Source organism: Labrys sp. (in: a-proteobacteria) (genome assembly GCF_047605565.1).
Taxonomy (GTDB): Bacteria; Pseudomonadota; Alphaproteobacteria; order Rhizobiales; family Labraceae; genus Labrys; species Labrys neptuniae.
This window is the reverse complement of record NZ_JASGFM010000028.1, coordinates 74,882-95,037: the sequence shown is the minus strand read 5'-3', so window position 1 is coordinate 95,037 and position 20,156 is coordinate 74,882. Positions and strand designations below refer to the sequence as shown.

Genomic DNA, 20,156 nt, shown 5'->3' with positions numbered 1-20,156 from the left:
GCGAGATCAGACCCCCTTCAAGGCATGACACTCGCTCAACTACAGTTGCCAGGAAGAGCCGGAAAGGCTTCAGTCCCACTCCGGCGCCCAGGGGATGAGGTCGCGCCCGACGATGCGCAGGTTCTTCTGCGTCTGCGCGTCGATCCGCGCCATGTCGATGCTCGACAGCGTGAAATCCATGATGTCGAAATTCGAGCGGATGTTTTCCGGTTTCGTCGACATCGTGTTCAGCGGCACGCCTTTTTGCAGAATCCAGCGCAGGACGACCTGTCCCGCCGTCTTGTCGTAGGCTTGGCCGATCTCGGCGAAGAGGGGCTGCTCGAACACCTTTCCGCGTGCGACCGAGCAATAGGATGAAAGCGGGATGCCGGTCTCGTTGGCGGCAGCCAGCAGGACGTCCTGATTGAGGAAGGGGTGAAACTCGACTTGGTTGGTGACCAGCGGCGCGTCGACGATCGATCTCGCCTGCCTCATCATGCCTGCCGTGTAGTTCGAGACGCCGATGTGGCGGGCGAGGCCGAGCTGCCGTGCCTTTTGCAGGAGCCCGAGCGAGGCGGCGATATTGCCGTCGGCCGGCGCCCAGTGCAGCAGCAGGACGTCCGCGAAGTCGACCCGAAGGTCCCTCAGGCTCTGTTCGACCGACGGGAGAAAGCGCTCTTCGGAGAAATTGTGGATGCTGACCTTGGTGGTGATGCAAAGCTCGTCCCGCCTCACGCCGCCATTGGCCAGGCTTTCACCGACCTCGGCTTCGTTCTCATACATCTGCGCGGTATCGAAGGCGCGGTATCCGGTGGCCAGAGCCGTCTCGATCGCCTGCCGGCAGGCGTCGCCGCGCAGGGGGTAGGTGCCGAAGGAGCGCTGGAACGTCCGCGTGAAATAGATGCTCATCCCTGTCGTTTCCATTTTTATCGCACTATCTAGTTACTTATATATCGCATCCTGGCGGCGGGCAAGCCACTGAATGCTCCCGGCAACCTGGCCGCGGAGAAAAGAAGTTGAAGGTGCCAACGCTATAAGGTACTAACCATATAGTTACTTATAAAAATCCTCGCGAGGAGACGATGTCCAAAATCAGGAGTGCGCTCGAGGCGGCGCGGCGTATCGGCGACAAGGCGGTGGTTGCCGTGAATTCCTCCAGCGGGCTTTGCTGCCCGGACCTGGTTCTCCAGGCGCTCGGCGAGCGGTATCGCGAAGAGGGGCATCCCCGCCAGCTCACCATGATCCACCCGATTGCTGCCGGCGACATGTTCGGCACCAAGGGCGTCGACCATCTGGCCCAGGACGGCCTCATCGATACGATCATCGGCGGGTCCTATCCGTCGGGACCGTCTTCGGCGGAGCCGCCGCTGATCTGGAAGATGCTCGGCGAGAACAAGATCAGCGCCTACAACGTGCCCAGCGGCATCGTGTTCGACATTCTACGGGAAGCGGCCGGCAAGCGTCCCGGCGTCCTGACCAAGGTCGGGCTCGACACCTTCGTCGATCCTGCGCTCGACGGCTGCGCCATGAACGATCGCGCCCGCTCGCGGCCGATCGTGCGCAGGGTCCAGTTCGAGGGCGACGAGTGGCTCTATTTCCCGGCGATCGCACCCGACGTCGCCATCATCCGGGCCTCGACGGCAGACGAGCGCGGCAATCTGACCTTCGAGCATGAAGGTGCCTATCTCGGCGCGATGGAGTTGGCGCTGGCTGCGCACAATTCCGGCGGCACCGTCATTGCGCAAGTCAAGCGGATCGCCCAGTCGGGCACTCTGCGTCCGCATGACGTCAGGGTGCCCGGTATCCTCGTCGACATCATCGTCGAGGCGCCGGACCAGTTGCAGACGACGGCGACCGCCTATGACCCGGCCATTTCGGGCGAGTTGTTCCGCCCCCTCGATACGTTCACGATCCCCGCCTTCGATGCGGCCAAGGTGATGGCCCGCCGGGTGGCCATGGAACTCGAGAACGGCTGGGCCGTGAATATCGGCTTCGGCATTTCCGCGAATGTTCCGCGCATCCTGCTGGAGGAAGGCCGGCATGGCGAGATCACCTGGGTGATCGAGCAGGGCGCCGTCGGCGGCATTCCGCTGCTCGACTTCAAGTTCGGTTGTTCCTCCAATGCGGAGGCGTTCGTGGCCTCGCCGCATCAGTTCACCTATTTCCAGGCCGGTGGCTTCGATGCCTCCCTGCTGTCCTTCCTGCAGATCGGCGAGGATGGTTCCGTCAACGTCTCCAAGCTGGCGGTGCGGCCGCATGTGACGGCCGGCGCAGGAGGCTTTGTCGACATCACCGCTCGCGCCAGGAAGATCGTGTTCTCGGGCTACTTCAATGCCGGCGCGAAACTATCGGTGGTCGATGGCAAGCTGAGGATAGACAAGGAGGGCAAGGTCGCCAAGCTCGTGCCCGAGGTCGATCAGGTCTCGTTCTCCGGCAAGCGTGCCACGCTGCAGAACCAGGACGTGACCTATGTCACCGAGCGCTGCGTGCTGAAGCTGATCGAGGGCCGGCTCACCGTCACGGAGATTGCGCCCGGCGTCGATCTCAAGCGCGATATCCTCGACCAGGCGGCCTTTCCGCTCGCCGTCGCCGACCCGCTGGTGTCGATGCCGGCAGACCTGTTCGAGCCCGATCGCCGCAGCCGGCAGGCGGTCACCAGAGAGGCGGCCGAGTGATGAGCGGGAATGGTGTGCGTCTGAAGATCGAGGGGCCGGTTGCGATCATCGTCATCGAACGCGAGGGCAAGCTCAATGCCTTCGATGCTGCCATGGTGGCGGAGCTGCAACATCTGTGCGCCCTCATCGAGCACGATGCGGCCATCCGCGTGGCTGTCATGACCGGGGCAGGGGCGAAAGCCTTCTCGGCGGGCGGCGACATCGAGGCCTGGAGCCGGGAGACGCCGGAGGATTTCGGTCGGTTCTGGGTGCGCGAGGGGCACGCAGCCTTCGACGCGCTGGCGCGGCTGCGCCAACCTCTGATCGCCGTGCTGAACGGCCATGCCTTGGGCGGCGGCCTGGAGCTTGCCGCCTGCGCGGACTATCGCATTGCGGAGGCCCACGCCAAGATCGGGCAGCCGGAGACCGGGCTCGGCATCATTCCGGGATGGTCGGGTACGCAGCGCGCGACACGCCGCTTCGGTGCGCAGGCCGTGCGGCGCATGGCGGTCTTCGGCGATATCCTGACCGCGAAGGGTGCGTGCGAACTTGGTATCGTGGACGAGGTGGTGGAGAGCGGCCAGGGGCTTGCCCGGGCCATGGAAGTCGCGGAAAAGGTGTGCTCGCGCGCGCCCCTGGCAACCGAGATGACGAAGATGCTGGTGAACGCCGCCGAAGCGGAGGAGACGGAGCGGGTCTTCGACTGCCTGGCCGGCATGGCCGCCGCGCAATCGAAGGAGTTGCAGGCTGGCCTCGCCGCCTTCCGCGAAAGGCAGCCGCCGAAATTCTGACCGGCCATCTTACGGCCGGCACATACTTGTTCCCAGTCGCTCGCTACAGCGAATCGAGATTATCACGCCAGGGCGATCTGATTGCTGGCTCCCCTAGGCATCTCAGCGGGGAGCGATGACCTCTTGAGGCTATGCAGGCGCGAGAACGGAAGCAGGAAGCTGCTTCAATCTCAAAACCGTCTCTCCGCCAAGCATCTTCTCGGCATATTCGACCAGCAGCGCCTTCGCGTGCTCGCCGGAGATGATGCCATCGGCATGCCCGCGACGCAGCCAGAAGCCGTCCAGCATCGCGGCAAAGCCGATGACGAAATGGTCGATCCAGTCCTTTGAGCGGATCGGAAAAAGCGCCGACATCATGTTGGAGCGCAATCTCTTATAGAAAAGCTCCTGCAGCCGGGCATAGCGGGGCGAATGAGCGGCCTCCGCATAAAAGGAGACCCAGGCATTCGCCGTGTTGCGATCGAATTTCGACTCCGGAAAGTTGCCGTCGATGATCGCGATCAGGCGCTCCCAGCGGGTACGGGCCTGGCGCAGATTGATGACTACTGCGTCCATCAAGAGCCGGTTTGCGAACCGCACCATCTCGAACAGAACTTCGTCCTTGTCCTTGAAATAATAGGTCAAAATGCCTTGCGACATCCCCGCTTCATGGCAGATGCGGGTGGTGGTCAGGCCCCTCAGGCCTTCACGCAGGAAAATGCGATGGGCGGCCTCGATCAGCTCGACCCTTCTGATGTCCTCAATCCGAGTCTTCTGTTTCTTGCGCGTCCCGGCCATGGAAAATCAATAGCTGAACAAGATTTTGTACGCTCTAACAAAATTTTGTCTTGTCAAAAAAATTAGCAGGCGTAGTCTTCCTGACAACGGCTGGCCGCCGGGGGCGGCGCCTGCCCGTGAATTCTTCGCGGGGCGATGGCTCACGACAATGGATCGAGATCGGGGAGAGACTTGATGCTGGCAAGCCCAGACAGCATGAGTGCGGCCGTGCTCGCGGCTTTTGGCGAGCCCCTCGAAATCGTTCGGTTTCCGCGTCCGGTTCCCGGCCCGGGCCAATTGCTCGTGCGTCTCCTGGCCTGCGGTGTCTGCCATTCCGATGTTCACATCTGGAGGGGCAGCGGCATACCCCAGCATCCGGCCTCTCCTTTCGTGATGGGGCATGAGGGGATCGGCGTCATCGCGGCCCTGGGCGAGGGTGTAACCGGCTGGGCGGTGGGCGACCTGGCTGGCATACCATGGATCCACGACACCTGCTGCCGCTGTGACGAGTGCCTGGATGGACATGAATCCTTTTGCCAGCACCATCGCGCTCATGGCCTGAATGTGCCGGGGGCCTTTGCAGAATATGTGATCGCCGATGCGAGGTTCGCCGTTTCCCTGCCCCCGACGATTGATGCGCTCACAACCGCTCCGGTGATGTGCGCAGGTGTCACCGCATATGGCGCAATCAGGAAAGCCGAACTCGAAGCCGGGGACAGTTGCATCATTTTCGGCTGCGGCGGCCTTGGGCTCTACGCCGTGCAGCTTGCAAGCCGGCTGAACATCAGGGTCCTGGCCGTCGATCGCGATCCGGCAAAGCTTCAGATCGCAAGAACCTATGGTGCAACGGAAACCGAAATCGCCGACGATGGCCTGCCTTCCCGGCTGGCCGCGGGGGATACGCGCTATCATGCCTGCATCAATTTTGCCCCGACGACGGCCACCTGGGACTCGATGATCGCAGGTATCCGCCCTCGCGGTCGCATCGTCGCGGCGGCGATGGTCTTCGAGCCGGTGCCCCTGATCCAGGAATGGCTGACGGCAACCGGCGTCGTCATCACCGGGACCAGCGTCGGCACACGCCAGCAGATGCGCGAGCTGATCGCAATACATCAGGAACACCCACTCGAGGTCGAGATCGAGGTGATCTCGCTCGAGCAGGTCTCGGATGCGTTGCTCGCTCTTGAACGGGGCACCTCCAGGGGCCGTTTCGTCATCGAATTCTAGAGCGTTTTGCGATTTCTTGGAATCACCAAGAATCGCAAAGACGCGTCGAAACAATGAGTTAGAGAAAAGAAGCGGTTACGTGTAAACGCGCTTTGCTCTAGGGATTCGCCGCCCTCGCCAACGAGCGCAGGGCGGTACGTATAAGAAAGAGGGGAGATCGTGTGATGAGACGTATCGGTGTTGCGTTCGCAATTGCTGCCCTGGTCATGGGCGCGAGCGGCAAGCCGGCGATGGCCGGCGAGCCGGAAGCCTGCAGAACCGTCAGGTTCTCGGATGTCGGGTGGACGGACATCACCTCGACGACCGCGATCGCTTCCCACGTTCTCCAGGGCCTTGGCTATACGCCCAAGACCACCGTACTCTCGATCTCCGTCACCTATGCCTCGATGAAAAATAAGGACATCGACGTCTATCTCGGCGACTGGCAACCCAGCATGGTGAACGAGCGCAAGCCCTATCTCGACGACAAGTCGATCGTCGTCAGCGGTGCCAACCTGCCGGTCGGCGCAAAATACACGCTCGCCGTGCCGCAATACACCTATGACAAAGGGCTGAAGGACTTCGCCGACATCGCGAAGTTCAGGGATTCGCTGCAGGAGAAGATTTACGGCATCGAACCCGGCGACACCGGCAACAACCTCATTCACGGGCTGATCGACGGCGACAAGCACGGGCTAAAGGGATTCCAGCTGGTTGAGTCGAGCGAACAGGGCATGCTGGCCCAGGTTCAAGGTGCTGTCGCCCGCGGGGAGGACATCGTCTTTCTGGGCTGGGCGCCGCACCCGATGAACGTCAATTTCAAGATCCAGTACCTGACGGGCGGCGATGACACGTTCGGCCCGAATTTCGGCAGCGCCGTCGTCTACACGGACATTCGAGCGGGATGGGACGGTGAGTGCCCGAACGCCGCCAAATTCATCGGCAATCTGAAATTCAATGTCGATCTGGAGAACCAGGTCATGAACACGATCCTGACCGAGGGCAAAGAGGGGGCAGCCGTGGCAGCCGAATATCTGAAAGCCAATCCAGGCGTCCTCGACGCCTGGCTCGACGGTGTCACGACATTTGACGGTCAGCCCGGATTGCCGGCAGTCAAGAAAAGCCTGGGCCTATGAGTAAGGCAGCTCATTCGAGTGTCTGCGAGTTCGCGCGACCTTTGTCATTGCCGGGCTCGACCCGGCCATCCAGTTCTTCCGGCTGGTTGCGCCTGTGGCTTCTGGATAGCCGGGTCAAGCCCGGCTATGACAAATCGTGGCGTTTCCTCCTCTAAGCAAACGGCATTGGGGCCGTCGTCTCAGCGATAGACCATCAGCTGGTTTTCCCCGGATTGGACGGTCTCCCCGGTCTGCTTGCGCACGCAAAAGCCCAGTGTGAGGATGGCCCGGTCCGGCCGGGATGTCGTCCGCTTGTCCTTGATGCGGACGCGGGCGGTGATCGTGTCACCGGCCAGGACCGGGCGTTCGAAGCGAAAGTTCCAGCCCAGCGAGGCGATGGCGAGGAAGCGGGCCTGCGCCTGGTTCTTCAGCCCGTCGACGAGGGACAGGATCAGGAGGCCGTGGGCGACACGCGAGGGAAAGCCATGCGCGCGCGCCGCATCGTCATCCATATGGATTTCGAAGCGGTCTCCGGTCAGTTCGGCGAAGGCATCGATCAGTTCGATGCCGACATGCCTTGCCGGCGTCTCGAACCAATCCCCGATGGCGACATCCTCATAGCGCAGTCCGGTCGCCGTCAGGCGGCGACCGGTGTCGGGTGCGATCTCGTTCATGCCGGCACCGGCGCGTCCTCGCGCAGCAATTGCTTGCTTTTCAGCTCGGCCCAGAAATCCGAGGGTATGGGGTGGCTGAACCATGCCAGGTTCTGGTCGAGCTGCTCCACCGTGCGCGTTCCCGCGCAGAAGGCCGGGATGGCGGGGTGGGCGACGACGAATTGGAGCGCCGCGGCGGCAAGCGGCACCTTGTGGTCGCGGCACACCGCCTCGATCCTGGCGACCTTCTCCATCACCGCGGCCGGGGCGGGGGCGTAGTTGTACTTCGCACCGGGCACCGCCCCGGTTGCGAGGATCCCGGAATTGAAGCCGCCGCCGACCAGAATGGCCGCACCCCGCTCCTCGCAAAGCGGTAGGAAGCCGTCAAGGGCCTCCTGTTCGAGCAGCGTATAGCGGCCCGCCAGGAGGAAGCAGTCGAAATCGCGCTGCTTGAGCGCCTCGTGGCAGACTTGCCATTCGTTGACGCCGACGCCGATCGCCTTCACCGCGCCCTCCGAGCGCAGGCGTTCCAAAGCGCGCCAGCATCCGTCCATGGCCTGCCGGAAGACTTCGGGCTGGTCGTCGCCGCGGGTGAAGCGGTCGATGTCGTGAATGAACAGCATGTCGATGCGTTCGAGCGCGAGCCGCTGCAGGGAATCCTCGAAGGCCCTCATCGTGCCGTCATAGCTGTAGTCGAAGCTCATCGTATTCGGCGCCGCATTGACCCAGGGCGCGAAGTCGATCTGGGAGCGCCGGGCCGGGTGCAGGACGCGCCCGACCTTCGAGGCGACGACGAAATCGTCGCGGTTCTTCCAGCGCAGCGCCTGCCCCAGGCGCAGTTCCGAAAGGCCATGGCCGTACATCGGCGCGGTGTCGTAGAAGCGCACGCCGGCATTCCAGGCGTGCTGCACCATCTCGTCGGCAACCGGTTCGCTGATCTCGCGCAGGAAATTCCCGATCGGCGCCGTCCCGAAGGCAAAGGCGGTGACCTCGATGTCGCTGCGGCCGAATTTCCGCTTTTCCGATGGCTTCATGGCTTTCTCCCTTGGCATCGCTCTTGAATGGCTTGCCTGACCTGGCCTCGATCAGGTCGGTGACCCGCCGATTTCGAGGGGATCGTCAGGCTTGACCCGTTTGATCCACGTGCGTTATAGCAGTAACTAGATAGTTACAAAAGGGGAGAAGCGCATGTATCCGAGCGAGACGCAGATGCAGGTGCGCGACATGGCGCGGCAGTTCGCCGACGAGGTCGTCAAACCGCTGGCCGAGGGGCTCGATCGCGAGGAGCGTTTCCCCCACGAGATCTATGAGCAGATGGGAGAGCTCGGGCTGTTCGGCATCGGCGTTCCCGAAGCCATGGGAGGCCCGGGGTTCGATACGCTGACCTACGCGCTCGTGATGGAGGAGCTTTCGCGCGGCTATGCCTCGGTTGCCGATCAATGCGGCCTGGTCGAACTCATCTCCACGCTGCTGGTCAGGCACGGCACGCCGGCCCAGCGTGAGACCTGGCTGGCGCCGGCGATGCGTGGAACCAAGCGCGTGGCCTATTGCATCACCGAGCCGGAGGCCGGCACGGATGTATCCGGCATCAGGACCACGGCAGAGCGGGACGGAGAGGGCTGGCGCCTCAACGGTGGCAAGATCTGGATCCACAACGCGCCGGTCGCCGATGTCGGTTTCGTGCTGGCCCGGACGGATAAGGATGCAGGCCATCGCGGCATGAGCATCTTCATCGTCGATCTCAACGCCAAGGGCGTCGAGCGTGGCCCCAAGGAGCACAAGATGGGGCAGCGCGCCAGCCAGGTCGGCGCGCTCAATTTCACCGATGTCGTGCTCGGGCCGGATGCCTTGCTGGGAGAACTCGGCAAGGGCTTCCACATGATGATGAGCGTGCTCGACAAGGGCCGCGTCGGCATTGCGGCGCTCGCGGTCGGCATCGGCCAGGCTGGCCTGGAGGCAGCCGTCGACTATGCCCGCCAGCGCAAGCAGTTCGGCAAGGCGATCGCCGAGTTCCAGGGTGTGCAATGGCTGATTGCCGACATGGCCAAGGATATCGAGGCGGCCCGTCTTCTGGTGCACAGCGCGGCGGTGAAGATCGATCGCGGGGACAATGCGACGAAGGCCTGCTCGATCGCCAAATGCTTTGCGGGCGACATGGCGGTGGCCCGCACGGCCGATGCCGTACAGGTCTTCGGTGGTTCCGGCTACATCCGCGGCTTCGAGGTCGAGCGCCTTTATCGCGATGCCAAGATCACCCAGATCTATGAAGGCACCAACCAGATCCAGCGTATGATCATCGCCCGCGAATTGTTCAAGCATGGAGCGTTGGCATGAGCACACCACTCCGGCAGGCGGCCTTCATCACCGGCTCGAGCCGCGGGATCGGCCTGGCGGCCGCCATCGAACTGGCCAGGAGCGGGTTTGCGATCGCCTTGAACGGGCCCGTCGACGATGCGGAGCTAAAGGCTGCCGAGGAACGCGTGCGCGCCTTCGATGTGCCCGTCACCCGCGTCGCCGGCGACATCGCCGATATCGGTGCGCATGAGGCGATGCTCGACCTGGCCGAAAAGGCACTAGGGCCGCTCTCGACCCTCGTCAACAATGCGGGCGTATCGGTTCTGAGCCGCGGTGACCCGCTCGATGTCAGCGAGGAAAGCTACGACCGCTGCCAGGCCGTGAATGCCAAGGCGCAGTTCTTCCTGTGCCAGAAATGGGCAAGACGCGTGCTTGCGCGCGACCGCAATGACGGCCGCTTCTATGCCATCGTCAATGTGTCGTCGTCGAATGCCGATGCGGTCGCCGAGCCGCGCGCCGAGTATTGCATCTCGAAAGCGGGCTCGGCCATGGTCAGCAAGATATTCGCCGTTCGCCTGGGGCGCGAGAACATCGCCGTCTACGATATCAGGCCGGGCCTGATCGAGACCGCCATGACGCAGTCGGTGACCGGCCAATACCAGCGGCGCATCGATGAAGAGGGCCTGACCCTGATGCGGCGCCTGGGCCGGCCGGAGGATGTCGGCACCGTGATGGCGACGCTCGCCACCGGCAAGCTGCCCTATACGACGGGCCAGGTCATCGCCGTGGATGCCGGCATGCTGGTGCCGAGATTTTGAGGAAACTACGATGATCCGTCTTCCCGACGCCAAGGGCGTTTTCTCCGACTATCGGCTCGGCGGCAAGGTGATCTCGGCCGCCCGCCTGTCCGCCGGCGCGGCACGCGTCGTGTTTTCGGCGGCCCATGTCGTGGCCGATCCGTTCACCGCCAACGATCCTTCCGGCCCAGCCACGGTCGATTGGAAGGCAACGATGGCGTTTCGTCACCATCTGAACGATCTCGGCCTCGGCATTGCCGAAGCGATGGACACCGCCCAACGCGGCATGGGCCTGGACTGGCCCCGGGCGCTCGAGCTTATCCGGCGCACCCGCGAGGAGCTTCCGCAGGCACTGGTCTTCAATGGATGCGGCACAGATCAACTTGAGCCGATTGAGGCGCGAGGGCTGGACGACGTCCGTCGCGCCTATTTCGAACAGGTCGAAGCCATCCAGGCTCTGGGAGGGCGCCTCATCCTGATGGCGAGCCGAGCCCTTGCTGCGGTGGCCGGCTCGCCGGAAGACTATGTGAAGGTCTATGGCGATGTCCTGGCCCGTTGCGACCAACCCGTCATCCTCCACTGGCTTGGCGACATGTTCGACCCGGCGCTGAGGGGTTACTGGGGCAGCGACAGTTTCGAGGCCGCCATGGAAGTGGCGCTGCGTGTCATCGAACAGAACGCGGCAAAGGTGGACGGCATCAAGATTTCGCTCCTGGACAAGGACAAGGAAATCGCGATGCGGCGGCGCCTGCCCGCCGGCGTCAAAATGTATACGGGTGACGACTTCAACTATCCGGAATTGATCGCCGGCGACGAGATCGGCTTTTCTCACGCCCTTCTCGGCATTTTCGATCCCCTCGCGCCGGCTGCGGCCTTCGCCATCCAGAAACTGGGGGAGGGCGACAGGCAAGCCTTCCATGCGACGCTGGATCCCACCGTTCCGCTGGCACGGCTCATCTTCCGGGCGCCCACCCAGTTCTACAAGACAGGCGTCGTCTTCCTCGCCTGGCTCAATGGCTTCCAGGAGCATTTCGTCATGCTGGGCGGAGCGCAGGCCATGCGGCCGCTGCCCTATTTCGTCGAGCTCTTCAAGCATGCGGATGCCTGCGGCCTGCTGCGCGACCCGGAGCTGGCAACCGATCGCATGCGTAGGCTGCTTGCCCTTTACGGCGCCTGAGAGGTCGCGATGCGCGATTTCTCGACGGATCACTCGGCGCTCGCCCTGAATACCGCGACGCTCGGGCACAATCTGGATGGGCATGGCGCGGGCTGGCCCGTCGAGCGCGTCATCGATGCCTGCGCCGAGCGCGGCTTTGGCGGGATCGTGTTCTGGCGCCGGGAAATCGGGGACCGAGCCATCGAGATCGGCAATCGTGCCCGTCAGGTGGGCCTCGAAGTCGCAGGCCTGTGCCGCAGCCCCTTCCTAGTGGGGCCGATGGCGCCGCGGCCTCTATCCGCCCTCCGCGACGACTTCCGGGCTTCGATCGACATGGCGGCGGGGCTCGGGACCTCGATCCTCACCATCGTCGTTGGCGGGGTCGAGCCGGACAGCCTCGGGGTGGAGGAAAGCCTGAAACGCGTGGCGGAGCGGGTCGCTGAAGCCGCGCCCTACGCGGCGCAGCGGGGCGTTCGCCTCGCGCTGGAACCGCTCAACCCGGTCTATGCGGGCAATCGCTCCTGCCTGGTGACGGTGCGTGACGCGGTTGATCTCTGCGAGGTGATCGGGGAGGCCAATGTCGGCATCGCCGTCGATGTCTATCATGTCTGGTGGGACACTTCGCTTGCGCGCGAAATCCAGCGCGCCGGCAAGGAGCGCATCCTAGGATATCATTTGTGCGACTGGCTGGCCGAGACGCGCGATGTCCTGCTCGATCGCGGCATGATGGGGGATGGCGTCGCCGATCTCAGATCGTTGCGCGCGGCGGTGGAAGAGGCGGGCTATCGCGGATTTTGCGAGGTCGAGGTCTTTTCGGCCGGGAACTGGTGGAAACGTGATCCTGCCGAGGTGCTCGACACCTGCGTCGAGCGCTTTCGGTCCGTTTGCTGAAGCTTCCGCCGGTCGGCAATGGGGGCTCGAAAGGCCCTTATATTCCATCGGCAGGATTGCGCTCGAAGAGGCAATTCGCCTCCAGGCTGGTGAGGCCAGTGAATTCATCCTCGAGCCCGGCGATCCATCATCTGGACTGTCGCTCTTGCTGGCGGCGGGGACATGCCGATGCCGGCTGCCGCGAAAATTCCAGGCAAATCGGCCGTTGCATCCATGGCCCGCCCTGTTGACGCTCATGCGTCGCCCCTTCAAACATCGACCAGTCGCAATCGTCGAGGCCGATGGCCGCAGCCTTTCCGGTCCAGGGTTGCAGCCGCCTGATTCCCGTCACCCGGCGCCATGTGTCGAGAGGTCACCAATGCCCCAGAGAACGGGACCTCCTCCACCATCCGGATCCTCGCCCGATAAGGCAGGGCCGCCTTCGGGTGGCGCGGGCGTCAACGGTCTCCTCCTCGTCATCGAATATCAGGACGCGGCCGGCCGCCGACGGTTTCGGCCGGTCACGCTCTGGTCGGTCAAGCCGGGGCGCGACGGCATTCCACGTCTTCTCGGCTACAGCCACGATCGAGGCGACCTTCGCTCCTTCCGTCTCGACAGGATCCTGTCGATCGCCGACGCCGATGGCGTACTGCAGGAGCCGCTGGATGAGTTCTATCGGCAGGTGCTCGGCCTGTCCTGGCCGCAGGCGCGTGCCAGGCCTTCCACGGAGGAACAGGCGGGAGAGCGCTGGGCCGTCATTCGCAGGGTCGCGCGCGAAAGCGGCCTCGTCCTCGCCGTGGCGGTCGGCAGGGCCGACCTGCAAATGTCGGGCGAGGAGGTCAAGGTCATGCTCGATCATGTCGCGGCGGCCTGTGCCGCGGAGGGCATCGACCTGGACGCGGGCGAGATCGAGCGCACCCGCCAATGGATCCGGCGCATGAGGCCATCGACCGACGCGGTGAAGACAAGCTTGGGCGAGCTGGACGCGGCAGCACCGGCCGTAAAGGCCAGGCTGATCGAAATCTGTCTGGCGGTGGCGGACAGCGATGGTTTTCGTCATCATCGAGAACTCGCGCTCATCGATGAATTCTCGTGGGCACTTCTCGGCGAAAGCCTGCTGTCGCGCGGCCCGCCGCCGAGTGACGGCAAATCCGGCTGAAACGCCGAATGACGTCGAGAATCCGGTGCCGGGCGCAGAGCCTGCCTATCGTGAAACCGCGAGATACAGGGAGAGCGTCGCGACGGACAGGATCGTCGTGGCCAGGACGACACGGCTGGTGACCAGGGCCTGGCGTCCGTAGAATTCGGCCAGCATGAAGGGGCCTGTCCCGGTCGGCAGGGCCGCGAGGAGGACGGCAGTATGGACCGCGTCCGGCGCGAGGCCGAGGATGGGTGCGGCAATCACCCAGGTCGCGACGGGGTGGGCCACCAGCTTCAACCCGATCAGCAAGGCCTCGACCTTGCGCCCTGCCTCCGCCGCCCTGCCGGTGTTCTCCGCCAGGAAAAGGCCGAGCGCGATGAGTGCGCAGGGCGAGGCGGCGCCGCCGAGCAATTTGAGAAACCGGTCCAGCGTCTGGGGAAGGGGCCAGCCCGAAACCATCACCAGCGCCCCCAGGGCCGGTGCGACCAGCAGGGGATTGCGGATCAAGGCGAGCAGCGTCTTGCGAGCGATATCCCGTCGACGGGCTTGGGACTGCAGGCTGGCTTCGATCAGGACGATGGCGACGGCAAACAGGACACAGACGGTCACGATGGTCGCGACCAGGGTCGGTGCCATGCCGGATTGGCCGACCACTGCGAGGATCAGCGGGAAACCCATGAAGCCGGTATTGGCATAGCCGGCATTGAGGCCGTCGATGGCCGCATCGGCGAGATGGCAGCCCTGCCGCAGGCGGATCGTCAGGGCGAGGACGAAGATGAGGGCGCAGCCCAGGGCAAAGGCCAGGATGAAGCCGGGCTGCCAGATCCGGGCTGGGTCCGCGTTGGCCATGATGTCGAACAGCAGCGCCGGGAGCGCCAGATAGACCACGAGCCTGTTCACCTCGCGCGTGGCGTGCGGGCCGAGCGCATTGCTGCGCCGCGCGAGCCAGCCGGCGAGGATCAGGGCAAAGACGGGCAGGACGATGAGAAGGTTGGAAAGCATGGCAGGCCGATTGGGATGCCGTCTTTCATAGAAGAGGCAATCGATATAATCCAATCCAATGCATGGCCATTATCAATGCCCTGGAGGTATCGATGGATTCGCGCCAGATGCGCTATTTCGTGGCTCTCGCCGAGACCCTGCATTTCGGCCGAGCCGCTGCACGACTGCACATGACCCAGCCGCCCTTCAGCCGGCAGATCGCCAATCTGGAGCGTGAACTCGGCGTGCAACTGGTCGAGCGGAACTCGCGCCACGTCACCCTGACCCAGGCTGGGGAAAGGTTCCTGGCTGACTCACGCGCGGTCCTCGCCCAATTCGAGGATGCCTGCCGCGATGCGAGGCTGGTCGCTGAAGGCCAGAAGGGCGAGTTGCGCCTGGGCTTCATGATGCATGCCGCCCATCGCATCGTGCCGCAGATCGTCAGTTGCTATGCCGGGTTGAGGCCGGACATTCGCATCGTTCTCCTGGAGACGACGCCGGCCGAGATCGAGCACAGGCTTCTCGGCGGCGAACTCGATGCCGCCATCACCTTTGCCGGCCGGCCATTTCCTCAATTGCGGACAGTACCTGTCATCACGGACCATCTGTGCCTCATCGTTCCCCGCGAGCATGCCTTGGTCGGGCGGGACACCATTGCTCCACACGATCTGGCAGCAGAGGATTTGATCGCGGCGCCTGCAACCGTGGCGCCGACGCTCCGCGAGGCCATCACCGGCTATTTCGAGATGGCCGGCATCGTTCCGCGGTTTCGCTATGAACCGCAGTTGCAGCACACCATCGTCCGCCTCGTGGCGGCGCGGCTCGGTGTGGCCCTGGTGCCGGCATCGATATGCGACGAGTCGATCGTAGAGGTCGTGCCAAGGGCGCTCGCGGCTGCGCCGACATTGAAGGTCGTTCTCTCGGTTCCCGCTGAATCCGGCAATCCTGCCATCGCCCCCTTGATCGACATCATCCGGGATTGGAAAGGGCCGCTCGCTGCCGCAATGCCTGTGGCCCAGCCGACGCGCTGAGTCGAAGGTTCTGTGACTACAGTCGCAACTACAATCGCAATGACGCAGACCCAAGGTCTCCGTCAAATCAGGACTGCAGCGCTATGCTGTCAGGCCGCCTTGCTGTTCGATGAAGGCGACGACATCGGTGAGCCCGATGCGCCGGCGCATATCGGTGAAGACGAAGGGCCGCTTACCGCGCTGCTTCTCGGTATCGGCACGCATGATGTCGAGGTCGGCGCCGACATGGGGAGCCAGATCCATCTTGTTGATGATCAGGAGATCGGAGCGGGTGATGCCGGGACCACCCTTGCGCGGGATCTTCTCGCCCGCCGCGACGTCGATGACGTAGAGCGTGATATCGGCGAGGTCCGGCGAGAAGGTCGCCGCCAGATTGTCGCCGCCGGATTCGATGAAGACCACGTCGAGGTCGGGAAAACGCCGGCGCATTTCGGCGATCGCCGCCAGGTTGATCGAGGCATCCTCGCGAATGGCGGTATGGGGGCAGCCGCCGGTCTCGACACCGATGATGCGGTCCTGGGGAAGTGCCTGCACCCGGTTGAGGATGAGCTCGTCTTCCTTGGTGAAGATGTCGTTGGTGACGACGGCGACCGAATAGCTTTCGCGCATCGCCTTGCACAGCATTTCGGTCAGGGTGGTCTTGCCTGCGCCGACCGGGCCGCCGATGCCTACGCGCAAAGGACCGTTGCTGGAATGGGGGCCGTTGCTGGCGTTCATGAGCGGAAGATCCTCGAATATTGAGTTTCGTGTTGCATCGAGACGATGTCGGACATCAGGGTGCAGGCGCCGAGGTCATCGAGCGTCGCGAGGCAGGCGCGCCTTGCCGTGGCCAGCATGATCGGTTCGAGCGCGGCGAGCGCCTGGACGCCGTCGCGCTGGCCGAGCGGGACCAGCCGGATGGCGGCCTGGACCAGATTGGCGGTGAAGGCGTGCAGGAAGCCGGCCAGCGCCTGTTCGAGCCCGATGCCGTGCTGCGCAGCGGCCTGGCCGACGGCGACGGCATAAGGCGCAGGCTCGATCGCCTCGCCGGTCCAGTGGGAGACGGCCTGCCCGAAGGCCTCGCCCTGCAGCGTGGTTTCGCGGTGGCGTTCGCGCGTGCCGGCCATGGCCTCGGCAAGCTCCGCGACGGTGGCGCAGCTCTCTCCCCGAGAGGCAAGGCGCCAGGCCTCGCCCAGCAAAACGGCATCGTTCCAGCCAGACCCCGACCGGACGATCTCGCCGAGCCAGTCGACCAGCGTGGCTCGATCCTCGATCAGGCCATCGTGAACGGCCCGTTCCAGGCCGTGGCTATAGGCGAAGGCGCCGACCGGAAAGGCCGGCGATAGCCAGCTGAGCAACCGCACCAGACGCGCCGTATCGTCAATCATGACCATGCCCGTGATCGTGATGGTGGCCGTGGGCATGGCCATGATAGGCGCCGTGCACGGGCTGGAAGCCGGAGACCACCTCCTGGATTTCGGCCCCGAGACCCTGCAGCATCGTCCGGATTACGGGATCCCGTTCGATCAGGATGATTTCGGTGCCGATTTCGGCGGCGAGATGGCGATTGCCGAGATGCCAGGCCAGATGCGCGAGCGGGCATTGCCGGCCGGGCCGGACCGCGTAGAGTTCCTCGGGCGCTGCGAGGATGGTGAGGGTGCGGCCGTCTTTGAGCACGAGGGCATCGCCATCGGCGAGCAGCACGGCTTCGGGCAGGTCGATCATGACGATATCGCCCTGATCGGTGATGAGGCGCTTGCGGCGCAGATGACGGCCCCTGTGATCGAGCGTGATCGTGCCGACGGGAAGTCGGCTGTCATGATGGCAATGGGAAGTGGCGTGCAGCATGGTCAGTATCCGTTCAGAAATATGCGCTCCGTCATCCCCGGCCGAGTTTCTCACGAGCGCAGCGAGAGAGGGCGAGGGGAAGGGGATCCAGAGGTCATGAATTGCACCTGCTGGCCCTGGATCCCCTTCCCTCGGCCTATGGCCTCGCCGGGGATGACAACCTCTTCAATTCGACGATTCGTGCTGTCGCCTCAAAACAGGAAATAGCGTTGGGCCATCGGCAGTTCGGTTGCCGGTGGGCAGGTCAGGAGTTCGCCGTCGGCGCGGACTTCATAGGTTTCGGGATCGACCTCCATCTGTGGCAAGGCATCGTTCAGCACCATGGAGCGCTTGGAAAGGCCGCCTCGCGTGTTCTCGACCGCCACCATCGGTTTGGCGACGCCGAGCCGCTCCTTCAGGCCGTTGGCGAGGGCCGCTTTGCTGACGAATGTCAGGGAAGAGGCTGCCGGAGCACCGCCGAAACCGCCGAACATCGGGCGGTAATGCATCGGCTGCGGCGTCGGAATCGAAGCGTTGGGGTCGCCCATCGGAGCGGCGGCGATCGTGCCGCCCACCAGCACCATCTCCGGCTTGACCGCGAAGAAGGCCGGGTTCCACAGGACGAGATCGGCGCGCTTGCCGATTTCGATCGAGCCGACATGGGCCGACAGGCCCTGCGCGATGGCGGGGTTGATGGTGTATTTGGCGATATAGCGGCGCACCCTGAGATTGTCGTTGTCGCCGCTCTCGCCGGGCAGGCGCCCGCGCTGCAGCTTCATCTTGTGGGCGGTCTGCCAGGTGCGGATCAGGACCTCGCCGACGCGGCCCATGGCTTGGCTGTCGGACGAGATGATCGAGAAGGCGCCGATATCGTGGAGGATGTCCTCAGCCGCGATGGTTTCCTTGCGGATGCGGCTTTCGGCGAAGGCGATGTCCTCGGCGATCGCCGGTGATAGATGATGACAGACCATCAGCATGTCGAGATGCTCGGCGATGGTGTTCTTCGTATAGGGCCGGGTCGGGTTGGTCGAGGACGGCAGCACGTTGGCGAGGCCGCAGACCTTGATGATGTCGGGCGCATGGCCGCCGCCGGCGCCTTCGGTGTGAAAGGCATGGATGGTCCGCCCCTTGAAGGCGGCGACCGTGTCCTCGACGAAGCCGCTCTCGTTGAGGGTGTCGGTATGGATCATCACCTGGACGTCGTAGTCGTCGGCCACGCTGAGGCAATTGTCGATGGCTGCCGGCGTCGTACCCCAGTCCTCGTGCAGCTTGAGCGAGCAGGCTCCGCCCTCGATCATCTCGACCAGGGCCTCGGGCCGGGAGGTATTGCCCTTGCCCGACAGCCCCAGATTGATCGGGAAGGCGTCGAAGGAACGGATCATGCGGGCCAGGTGCCAGGGCCCGGGTGTGCAGGTGGTGGCGAGCGTGCCGTGGGCGGGGCCCGTGCCGCCGCCCAGCATGGTGGTGACGCCCGACATCAGGGCTTCCTCGATCTGCTGCGGACAGATGAAATGGATATGGGCGTCGACGCCGCCGGCGGTGAGGATCTTGCCCTCGCCGGCAATGATTTCCGTGCCGGGACCGATGACGATGGTGACACCCGGCTGGATGTCGGGATTGCCGGCCTTGCCGATCGCTACGATCAGGCCATCCTTCAGGCCGACATCGGCCTTGACGATGCCCCAGTGATCGATGATCAGCGCATTGGTGATGACCGTATCGACCGCGCCGGCGGCACGGCTCGCCTGGCTCTGGCCCATGCCGTCGCGGATCACCTTGCCGCCGCCGAACTTCACCTCCTCGCCGGGAATGGTGAAGTCCTTTTCGACCTCGATGAACAGCTCGGTATCGGCAAGCCTGACGCGATCGCCGACGGTCGGTCCATACATTTGGGCGTAGGCGGCGCGGGAAAGAGTAGCGGGCATCACAGTGCTCCCATGATCTTGCTCTGAAAGCCGAAGATGACGCGCTTGCCGCCGATCGGGATCAGCCGCACCTGCCGCTGCTGCCCCGGCTCGAAGCGGACGGCCGTGCCGGCGGGAATGTCGAGCCGCATGCCACGCGCCGCCTCCCGGTCGAACAGGAGCGCCGCGTTGACCTCGAAGAAATGATAATGGGAACCGACCTGGATCGGCCGATCGCCGGAATTGGCGACGACGAGAACGCTCGCCTCCGCTCCGGCGTTCAGCACGATGTCTCCAGCCATCGGCAGGACTTCGCCCGGGATCATGGTTTAGCCTCCCACGATCAGGGCCAACCCGGCGAGGGCGGTCAGCCCCCCGGCGAAGCGCGTGACCAGCCGACCGGCCTTGTCACCCGCGAGGCGGGCGATCCCCGGCCCGAGCAGGACACCGGCCGCGTGCAGCAGGGCCGTCGCCAGGGCAAAGCCGACCAGGAAGGGTGTGGCGCTGGCATTGCCCAGTTCGCTGCCATGGGCGAAACCATGGAACAGGGCGAAGAACCCGACGACGACCATGCCGATCGGCGTCGGCACCTTGAATGCCATCAGGGCCAGCAAGCCGAGCACCACGACGGAGGCTGCGATCGCCGGCTCGATGAAGGGCAGGGGCATGCCGGTGAGGGAGGCGCCGAAGCCTGCCGTCATGACGATGACGAAGGTCGCGGGAACCGCCCACAGCGCACGTCCGCCGAGCTGGGCGGCCCACAGGCCGACGGCGACCATCGCCAATATATGGTCCGCGCCCGAAAGAGGGTGCAGGAAGCCCGTGGAGAAGGAGGCATGCTCGGCCGGGTTGATATGAGCCATGGCCGGCGTGGCGGTGAGCATGGCGGCGAGTGCGAACAGATATTTCTTCATTCTGGCCTCTGAAAAATTGCCCTTGTCATGCCCGGGCTTGACCCGGGCATCCAGGGATTGGGGTCTGCATTGCCCGACAGGGGGGGGCTGGATTGCCGGGTCAAGTC

21 protein-coding genes are annotated in these 20,156 nt (G+C 64.1%); 10 read left to right on the top strand and 11 right to left on the bottom strand.

Annotated elements, in window-relative coordinates; all coding sequences use genetic code 11:
* Positions 1–69 precede the first annotated feature (69 nt).
* Positions 70–888 (bottom strand): aldo/keto reductase, encoded by an 819-nt coding sequence (locus tag QM672_RS22410; protein ID WP_415085224.1) that lies wholly within the window; start codon positions 886–888, stop codon positions 70–72.
* A 173-nt stretch (positions 889–1,061) separates the two neighbouring features.
* Here QM672_RS22410 and QM672_RS22405 point away from each other — a divergent pair, with 173 nt between their 5' ends.
* Both QM672_RS22405 and QM672_RS22400 read left to right on the top strand, forming a co-directional pair.
* Complete coding sequence (locus QM672_RS22405) at positions 1,062–2,654, top strand: acyl CoA:acetate/3-ketoacid CoA transferase (protein ID WP_415085222.1); 1,593 nt, start codon at positions 1,062–1,064, stop codon at positions 2,652–2,654.
* Positions 2,654–3,424, top strand: a complete 771-nt coding sequence (locus QM672_RS22400; RefSeq protein ID WP_415085220.1) for an enoyl-CoA hydratase/isomerase family protein — start codon at positions 2,654–2,656, stop codon at positions 3,422–3,424. Before QM672_RS22405 ends, QM672_RS22400 begins: the two co-directional genes overlap by 1 nt.
* A gap of 129 nt (positions 3,425–3,553) precedes the next feature.
* Here QM672_RS22400 and betI read toward each other — a convergent pair whose 3' ends face one another.
* Positions 3,554–4,201 (bottom strand): transcriptional regulator BetI, encoded by a 648-nt coding sequence (gene betI / locus QM672_RS22395; RefSeq protein WP_149249479.1) that lies wholly within the window; start codon positions 4,199–4,201, stop codon positions 3,554–3,556.
* A gap of 174 nt (positions 4,202–4,375) precedes the next feature.
* On the opposite strand from betI, the gene QM672_RS22390 reads away from it, so the two are divergent.
* Positions 4,376–5,407 (top strand): alcohol dehydrogenase catalytic domain-containing protein, encoded by a 1,032-nt coding sequence (locus tag QM672_RS22390; protein ID WP_415085219.1) that lies wholly within the window; start codon positions 4,376–4,378, stop codon positions 5,405–5,407.
* Positions 5,408–5,613: 206 nt separating this feature from the next.
* Positions 5,614–6,522 carry a choline ABC transporter substrate-binding protein gene (locus tag QM672_RS22385; protein ID WP_415085229.1) on the top strand — a complete coding sequence of 303 codons (909 nt, stop codon included), beginning with the start codon at positions 5,614–5,616 and terminating at the stop codon, positions 6,520–6,522.
* Between the two features lie 179 nt (positions 6,523–6,701).
* On the opposite strand, the gene QM672_RS22380 is transcribed toward QM672_RS22385, so the two are convergent.
* Both QM672_RS22380 and QM672_RS22375 read right to left on the bottom strand, forming a co-directional pair.
* Complete coding sequence (locus QM672_RS22380) at positions 6,702–7,175, bottom strand: MaoC family dehydratase (protein WP_415085217.1); 474 nt, start codon at positions 7,173–7,175, stop codon at positions 6,702–6,704.
* On the bottom strand, positions 7,172–8,188 hold the full coding sequence (locus QM672_RS22375) for an aldo/keto reductase (protein WP_415085215.1): 1,017 nt from the start codon (positions 8,186–8,188) through the stop codon (positions 7,172–7,174). The genes QM672_RS22380 and QM672_RS22375 overlap by 4 nt, the downstream gene beginning before the upstream one ends.
* Before the next feature lie 154 nt (positions 8,189–8,342).
* Between QM672_RS22375 and QM672_RS22370 the strand changes: the two genes are divergently transcribed.
* From QM672_RS22370 to QM672_RS22350, 5 genes are all read left to right on the top strand, one after another.
* On the top strand, positions 8,343–9,488 hold the full coding sequence (locus QM672_RS22370; RefSeq protein WP_149249484.1) for an acyl-CoA dehydrogenase family protein: 1,146 nt from the start codon (positions 8,343–8,345) through the stop codon (positions 9,486–9,488).
* On the top strand, positions 9,485–10,267 hold the full coding sequence (locus QM672_RS22365) for a 3-ketoacyl-ACP reductase (RefSeq protein ID WP_415085213.1): 783 nt from the start codon (positions 9,485–9,487) through the stop codon (positions 10,265–10,267). The genes QM672_RS22370 and QM672_RS22365 overlap by 4 nt, the downstream gene beginning before the upstream one ends.
* Before the next feature lie 10 nt (positions 10,268–10,277).
* Positions 10,278–11,423: a dihydrodipicolinate synthase family protein gene (locus QM672_RS22360; RefSeq protein ID WP_415085211.1), complete on the top strand. Its 1,146-nt coding sequence runs from the start codon at positions 10,278–10,280 to the stop codon at positions 11,421–11,423.
* A gap of 9 nt (positions 11,424–11,432) precedes the next feature.
* Positions 11,433–12,293 carry a sugar phosphate isomerase/epimerase family protein gene (locus tag QM672_RS22355; RefSeq protein WP_415085209.1) on the top strand — a complete coding sequence of 287 codons (861 nt, stop codon included), beginning with the start codon at positions 11,433–11,435 and terminating at the stop codon, positions 12,291–12,293.
* Positions 12,294–12,651: 358 nt separating this feature from the next.
* Entirely contained in the window at positions 12,652–13,431 is a 780-nt protein-coding gene (locus QM672_RS22350; protein ID WP_415085207.1) for a WYL domain-containing protein, read from the top strand.
* Between the two features lie 45 nt (positions 13,432–13,476).
* Here the strand turns inward: QM672_RS22350 and QM672_RS22345 are convergent, their stop codons facing one another.
* Positions 13,477–14,415 (bottom strand): AEC family transporter, encoded by a 939-nt coding sequence (locus QM672_RS22345; RefSeq protein WP_415085205.1) that lies wholly within the window; start codon positions 14,413–14,415, stop codon positions 13,477–13,479.
* A gap of 92 nt (positions 14,416–14,507) precedes the next feature.
* Between QM672_RS22345 and QM672_RS22340 the strand changes: the two genes are divergently transcribed.
* Complete coding sequence (locus QM672_RS22340) at positions 14,508–15,425, top strand: LysR family transcriptional regulator (protein WP_415085203.1); 918 nt, start codon at positions 14,508–14,510, stop codon at positions 15,423–15,425.
* Between the two features lie 81 nt (positions 15,426–15,506).
* On the opposite strand, the gene ureG is transcribed toward QM672_RS22340, so the two are convergent.
* From ureG to QM672_RS22310, 6 genes are all read right to left on the bottom strand, one after another.
* A complete protein-coding gene (ureG, locus tag QM672_RS22335) occupies positions 15,507–16,142 on the bottom strand; it encodes an urease accessory protein UreG (RefSeq protein WP_367626083.1) in 636 nt (211 codons plus the stop codon).
* Positions 16,139–16,828: an urease accessory protein UreF gene (locus tag QM672_RS22330; protein ID WP_367626099.1), complete on the bottom strand. Its 690-nt coding sequence runs from the start codon at positions 16,826–16,828 to the stop codon at positions 16,139–16,141. Before QM672_RS22330 ends, ureG begins: the two co-directional genes overlap by 4 nt.
* Positions 16,785–17,252: an urease accessory protein UreE gene (locus tag QM672_RS22325; RefSeq protein WP_311936454.1), complete on the bottom strand. Its 468-nt coding sequence runs from the start codon at positions 17,250–17,252 to the stop codon at positions 16,785–16,787. Before QM672_RS22325 ends, QM672_RS22330 begins: the two co-directional genes overlap by 44 nt.
* Before the next feature lie 191 nt (positions 17,253–17,443).
* On the bottom strand, positions 17,444–19,156 hold the full coding sequence (gene ureC / locus QM672_RS22320) for an urease subunit alpha (protein WP_367626082.1): 1,713 nt from the start codon (positions 19,154–19,156) through the stop codon (positions 17,444–17,446).
* Positions 19,156–19,461, bottom strand: coding sequence for an urease subunit beta (locus tag QM672_RS22315; protein WP_068281454.1), 306 nt, complete (start codon positions 19,459–19,461; stop codon positions 19,156–19,158). Before QM672_RS22315 ends, ureC begins: the two co-directional genes overlap by 1 nt.
* 3 nt (positions 19,462–19,464) lie before the next feature.
* Entirely contained in the window at positions 19,465–20,049 is a 585-nt protein-coding gene (locus tag QM672_RS22310; RefSeq protein ID WP_394311282.1) for a HupE/UreJ family protein, read from the bottom strand.
* Positions 20,050–20,156 lie beyond the last annotated feature (107 nt).

Bases quoted from the DNA above. Each gene is read 5' to 3' on its own strand.
- QM672_RS22390 (WP_415085219.1), top strand. From the start codon at position 4,376: ATGCTGGCAAGCCCAGACAGCATGAGTGCGGCCGTGCTCGCGGCTTTT.
- QM672_RS22370 (WP_149249484.1), top strand. From the start codon at position 8,343: ATGTATCCGAGCGAGACGCAGATGCAGGTGCGCGACATGGCGCGGCAG.
- QM672_RS22375 (WP_415085215.1), bottom strand. From the start codon at position 8,188: ATGAAGCCATCGGAAAAGCGGAAATTCGGCCGCAGCGACATCGAGGTC.
- QM672_RS22325 (WP_311936454.1), bottom strand. From the start codon at position 17,252: ATGCTGCACGCCACTTCCCATTGCCATCATGACAGCCGACTTCCCGTC.
- QM672_RS22400 (WP_415085220.1), top strand. From the start codon at position 2,654: ATGAGCGGGAATGGTGTGCGTCTGAAGATCGAGGGGCCGGTTGCGATC.
- ureC (WP_367626082.1), bottom strand. From the start codon at position 19,156: ATGCCCGCTACTCTTTCCCGCGCCGCCTACGCCCAAATGTATGGACCG.
- QM672_RS22345 (WP_415085205.1), bottom strand. From the start codon at position 14,415: ATGCTTTCCAACCTTCTCATCGTCCTGCCCGTCTTTGCCCTGATCCTC.
- QM672_RS22360 (WP_415085211.1), top strand. From the start codon at position 10,278: ATGATCCGTCTTCCCGACGCCAAGGGCGTTTTCTCCGACTATCGGCTC.
- QM672_RS22405 (WP_415085222.1), top strand. From the start codon at position 1,062: ATGTCCAAAATCAGGAGTGCGCTCGAGGCGGCGCGGCGTATCGGCGAC.
- QM672_RS22310 (WP_394311282.1), bottom strand. From the start codon at position 20,049: ATGAAGAAATATCTGTTCGCACTCGCCGCCATGCTCACCGCCACGCCG.
- QM672_RS22350 (WP_415085207.1), top strand. From the start codon at position 12,652: ATGCCCCAGAGAACGGGACCTCCTCCACCATCCGGATCCTCGCCCGAT.
- betI (WP_149249479.1), bottom strand. From the start codon at position 4,201: ATGGCCGGGACGCGCAAGAAACAGAAGACTCGGATTGAGGACATCAGA.
- QM672_RS22315 (WP_068281454.1), bottom strand. From the start codon at position 19,461: ATGATCCCGGGCGAAGTCCTGCCGATGGCTGGAGACATCGTGCTGAAC.
- ureG (WP_367626083.1), bottom strand. From the start codon at position 16,142: ATGAACGCCAGCAACGGCCCCCATTCCAGCAACGGTCCTTTGCGCGTA.
- QM672_RS22365 (WP_415085213.1), top strand. From the start codon at position 9,485: ATGAGCACACCACTCCGGCAGGCGGCCTTCATCACCGGCTCGAGCCGC.
- QM672_RS22355 (WP_415085209.1), top strand. From the start codon at position 11,433: ATGCGCGATTTCTCGACGGATCACTCGGCGCTCGCCCTGAATACCGCG.
- QM672_RS22340 (WP_415085203.1), top strand. From the start codon at position 14,508: ATGGATTCGCGCCAGATGCGCTATTTCGTGGCTCTCGCCGAGACCCTG.
- QM672_RS22380 (WP_415085217.1), bottom strand. From the start codon at position 7,175: ATGAACGAGATCGCACCCGACACCGGTCGCCGCCTGACGGCGACCGGA.
- QM672_RS22330 (WP_367626099.1), bottom strand. From the start codon at position 16,828: ATGCCCACGGCCACCATCACGATCACGGGCATGGTCATGATTGACGAT.
- QM672_RS22385 (WP_415085229.1), top strand. From the start codon at position 5,614: ATGGGCGCGAGCGGCAAGCCGGCGATGGCCGGCGAGCCGGAAGCCTGC.
- QM672_RS22410 (WP_415085224.1), bottom strand. From the start codon at position 888: ATGAGCATCTATTTCACGCGGACGTTCCAGCGCTCCTTCGGCACCTAC.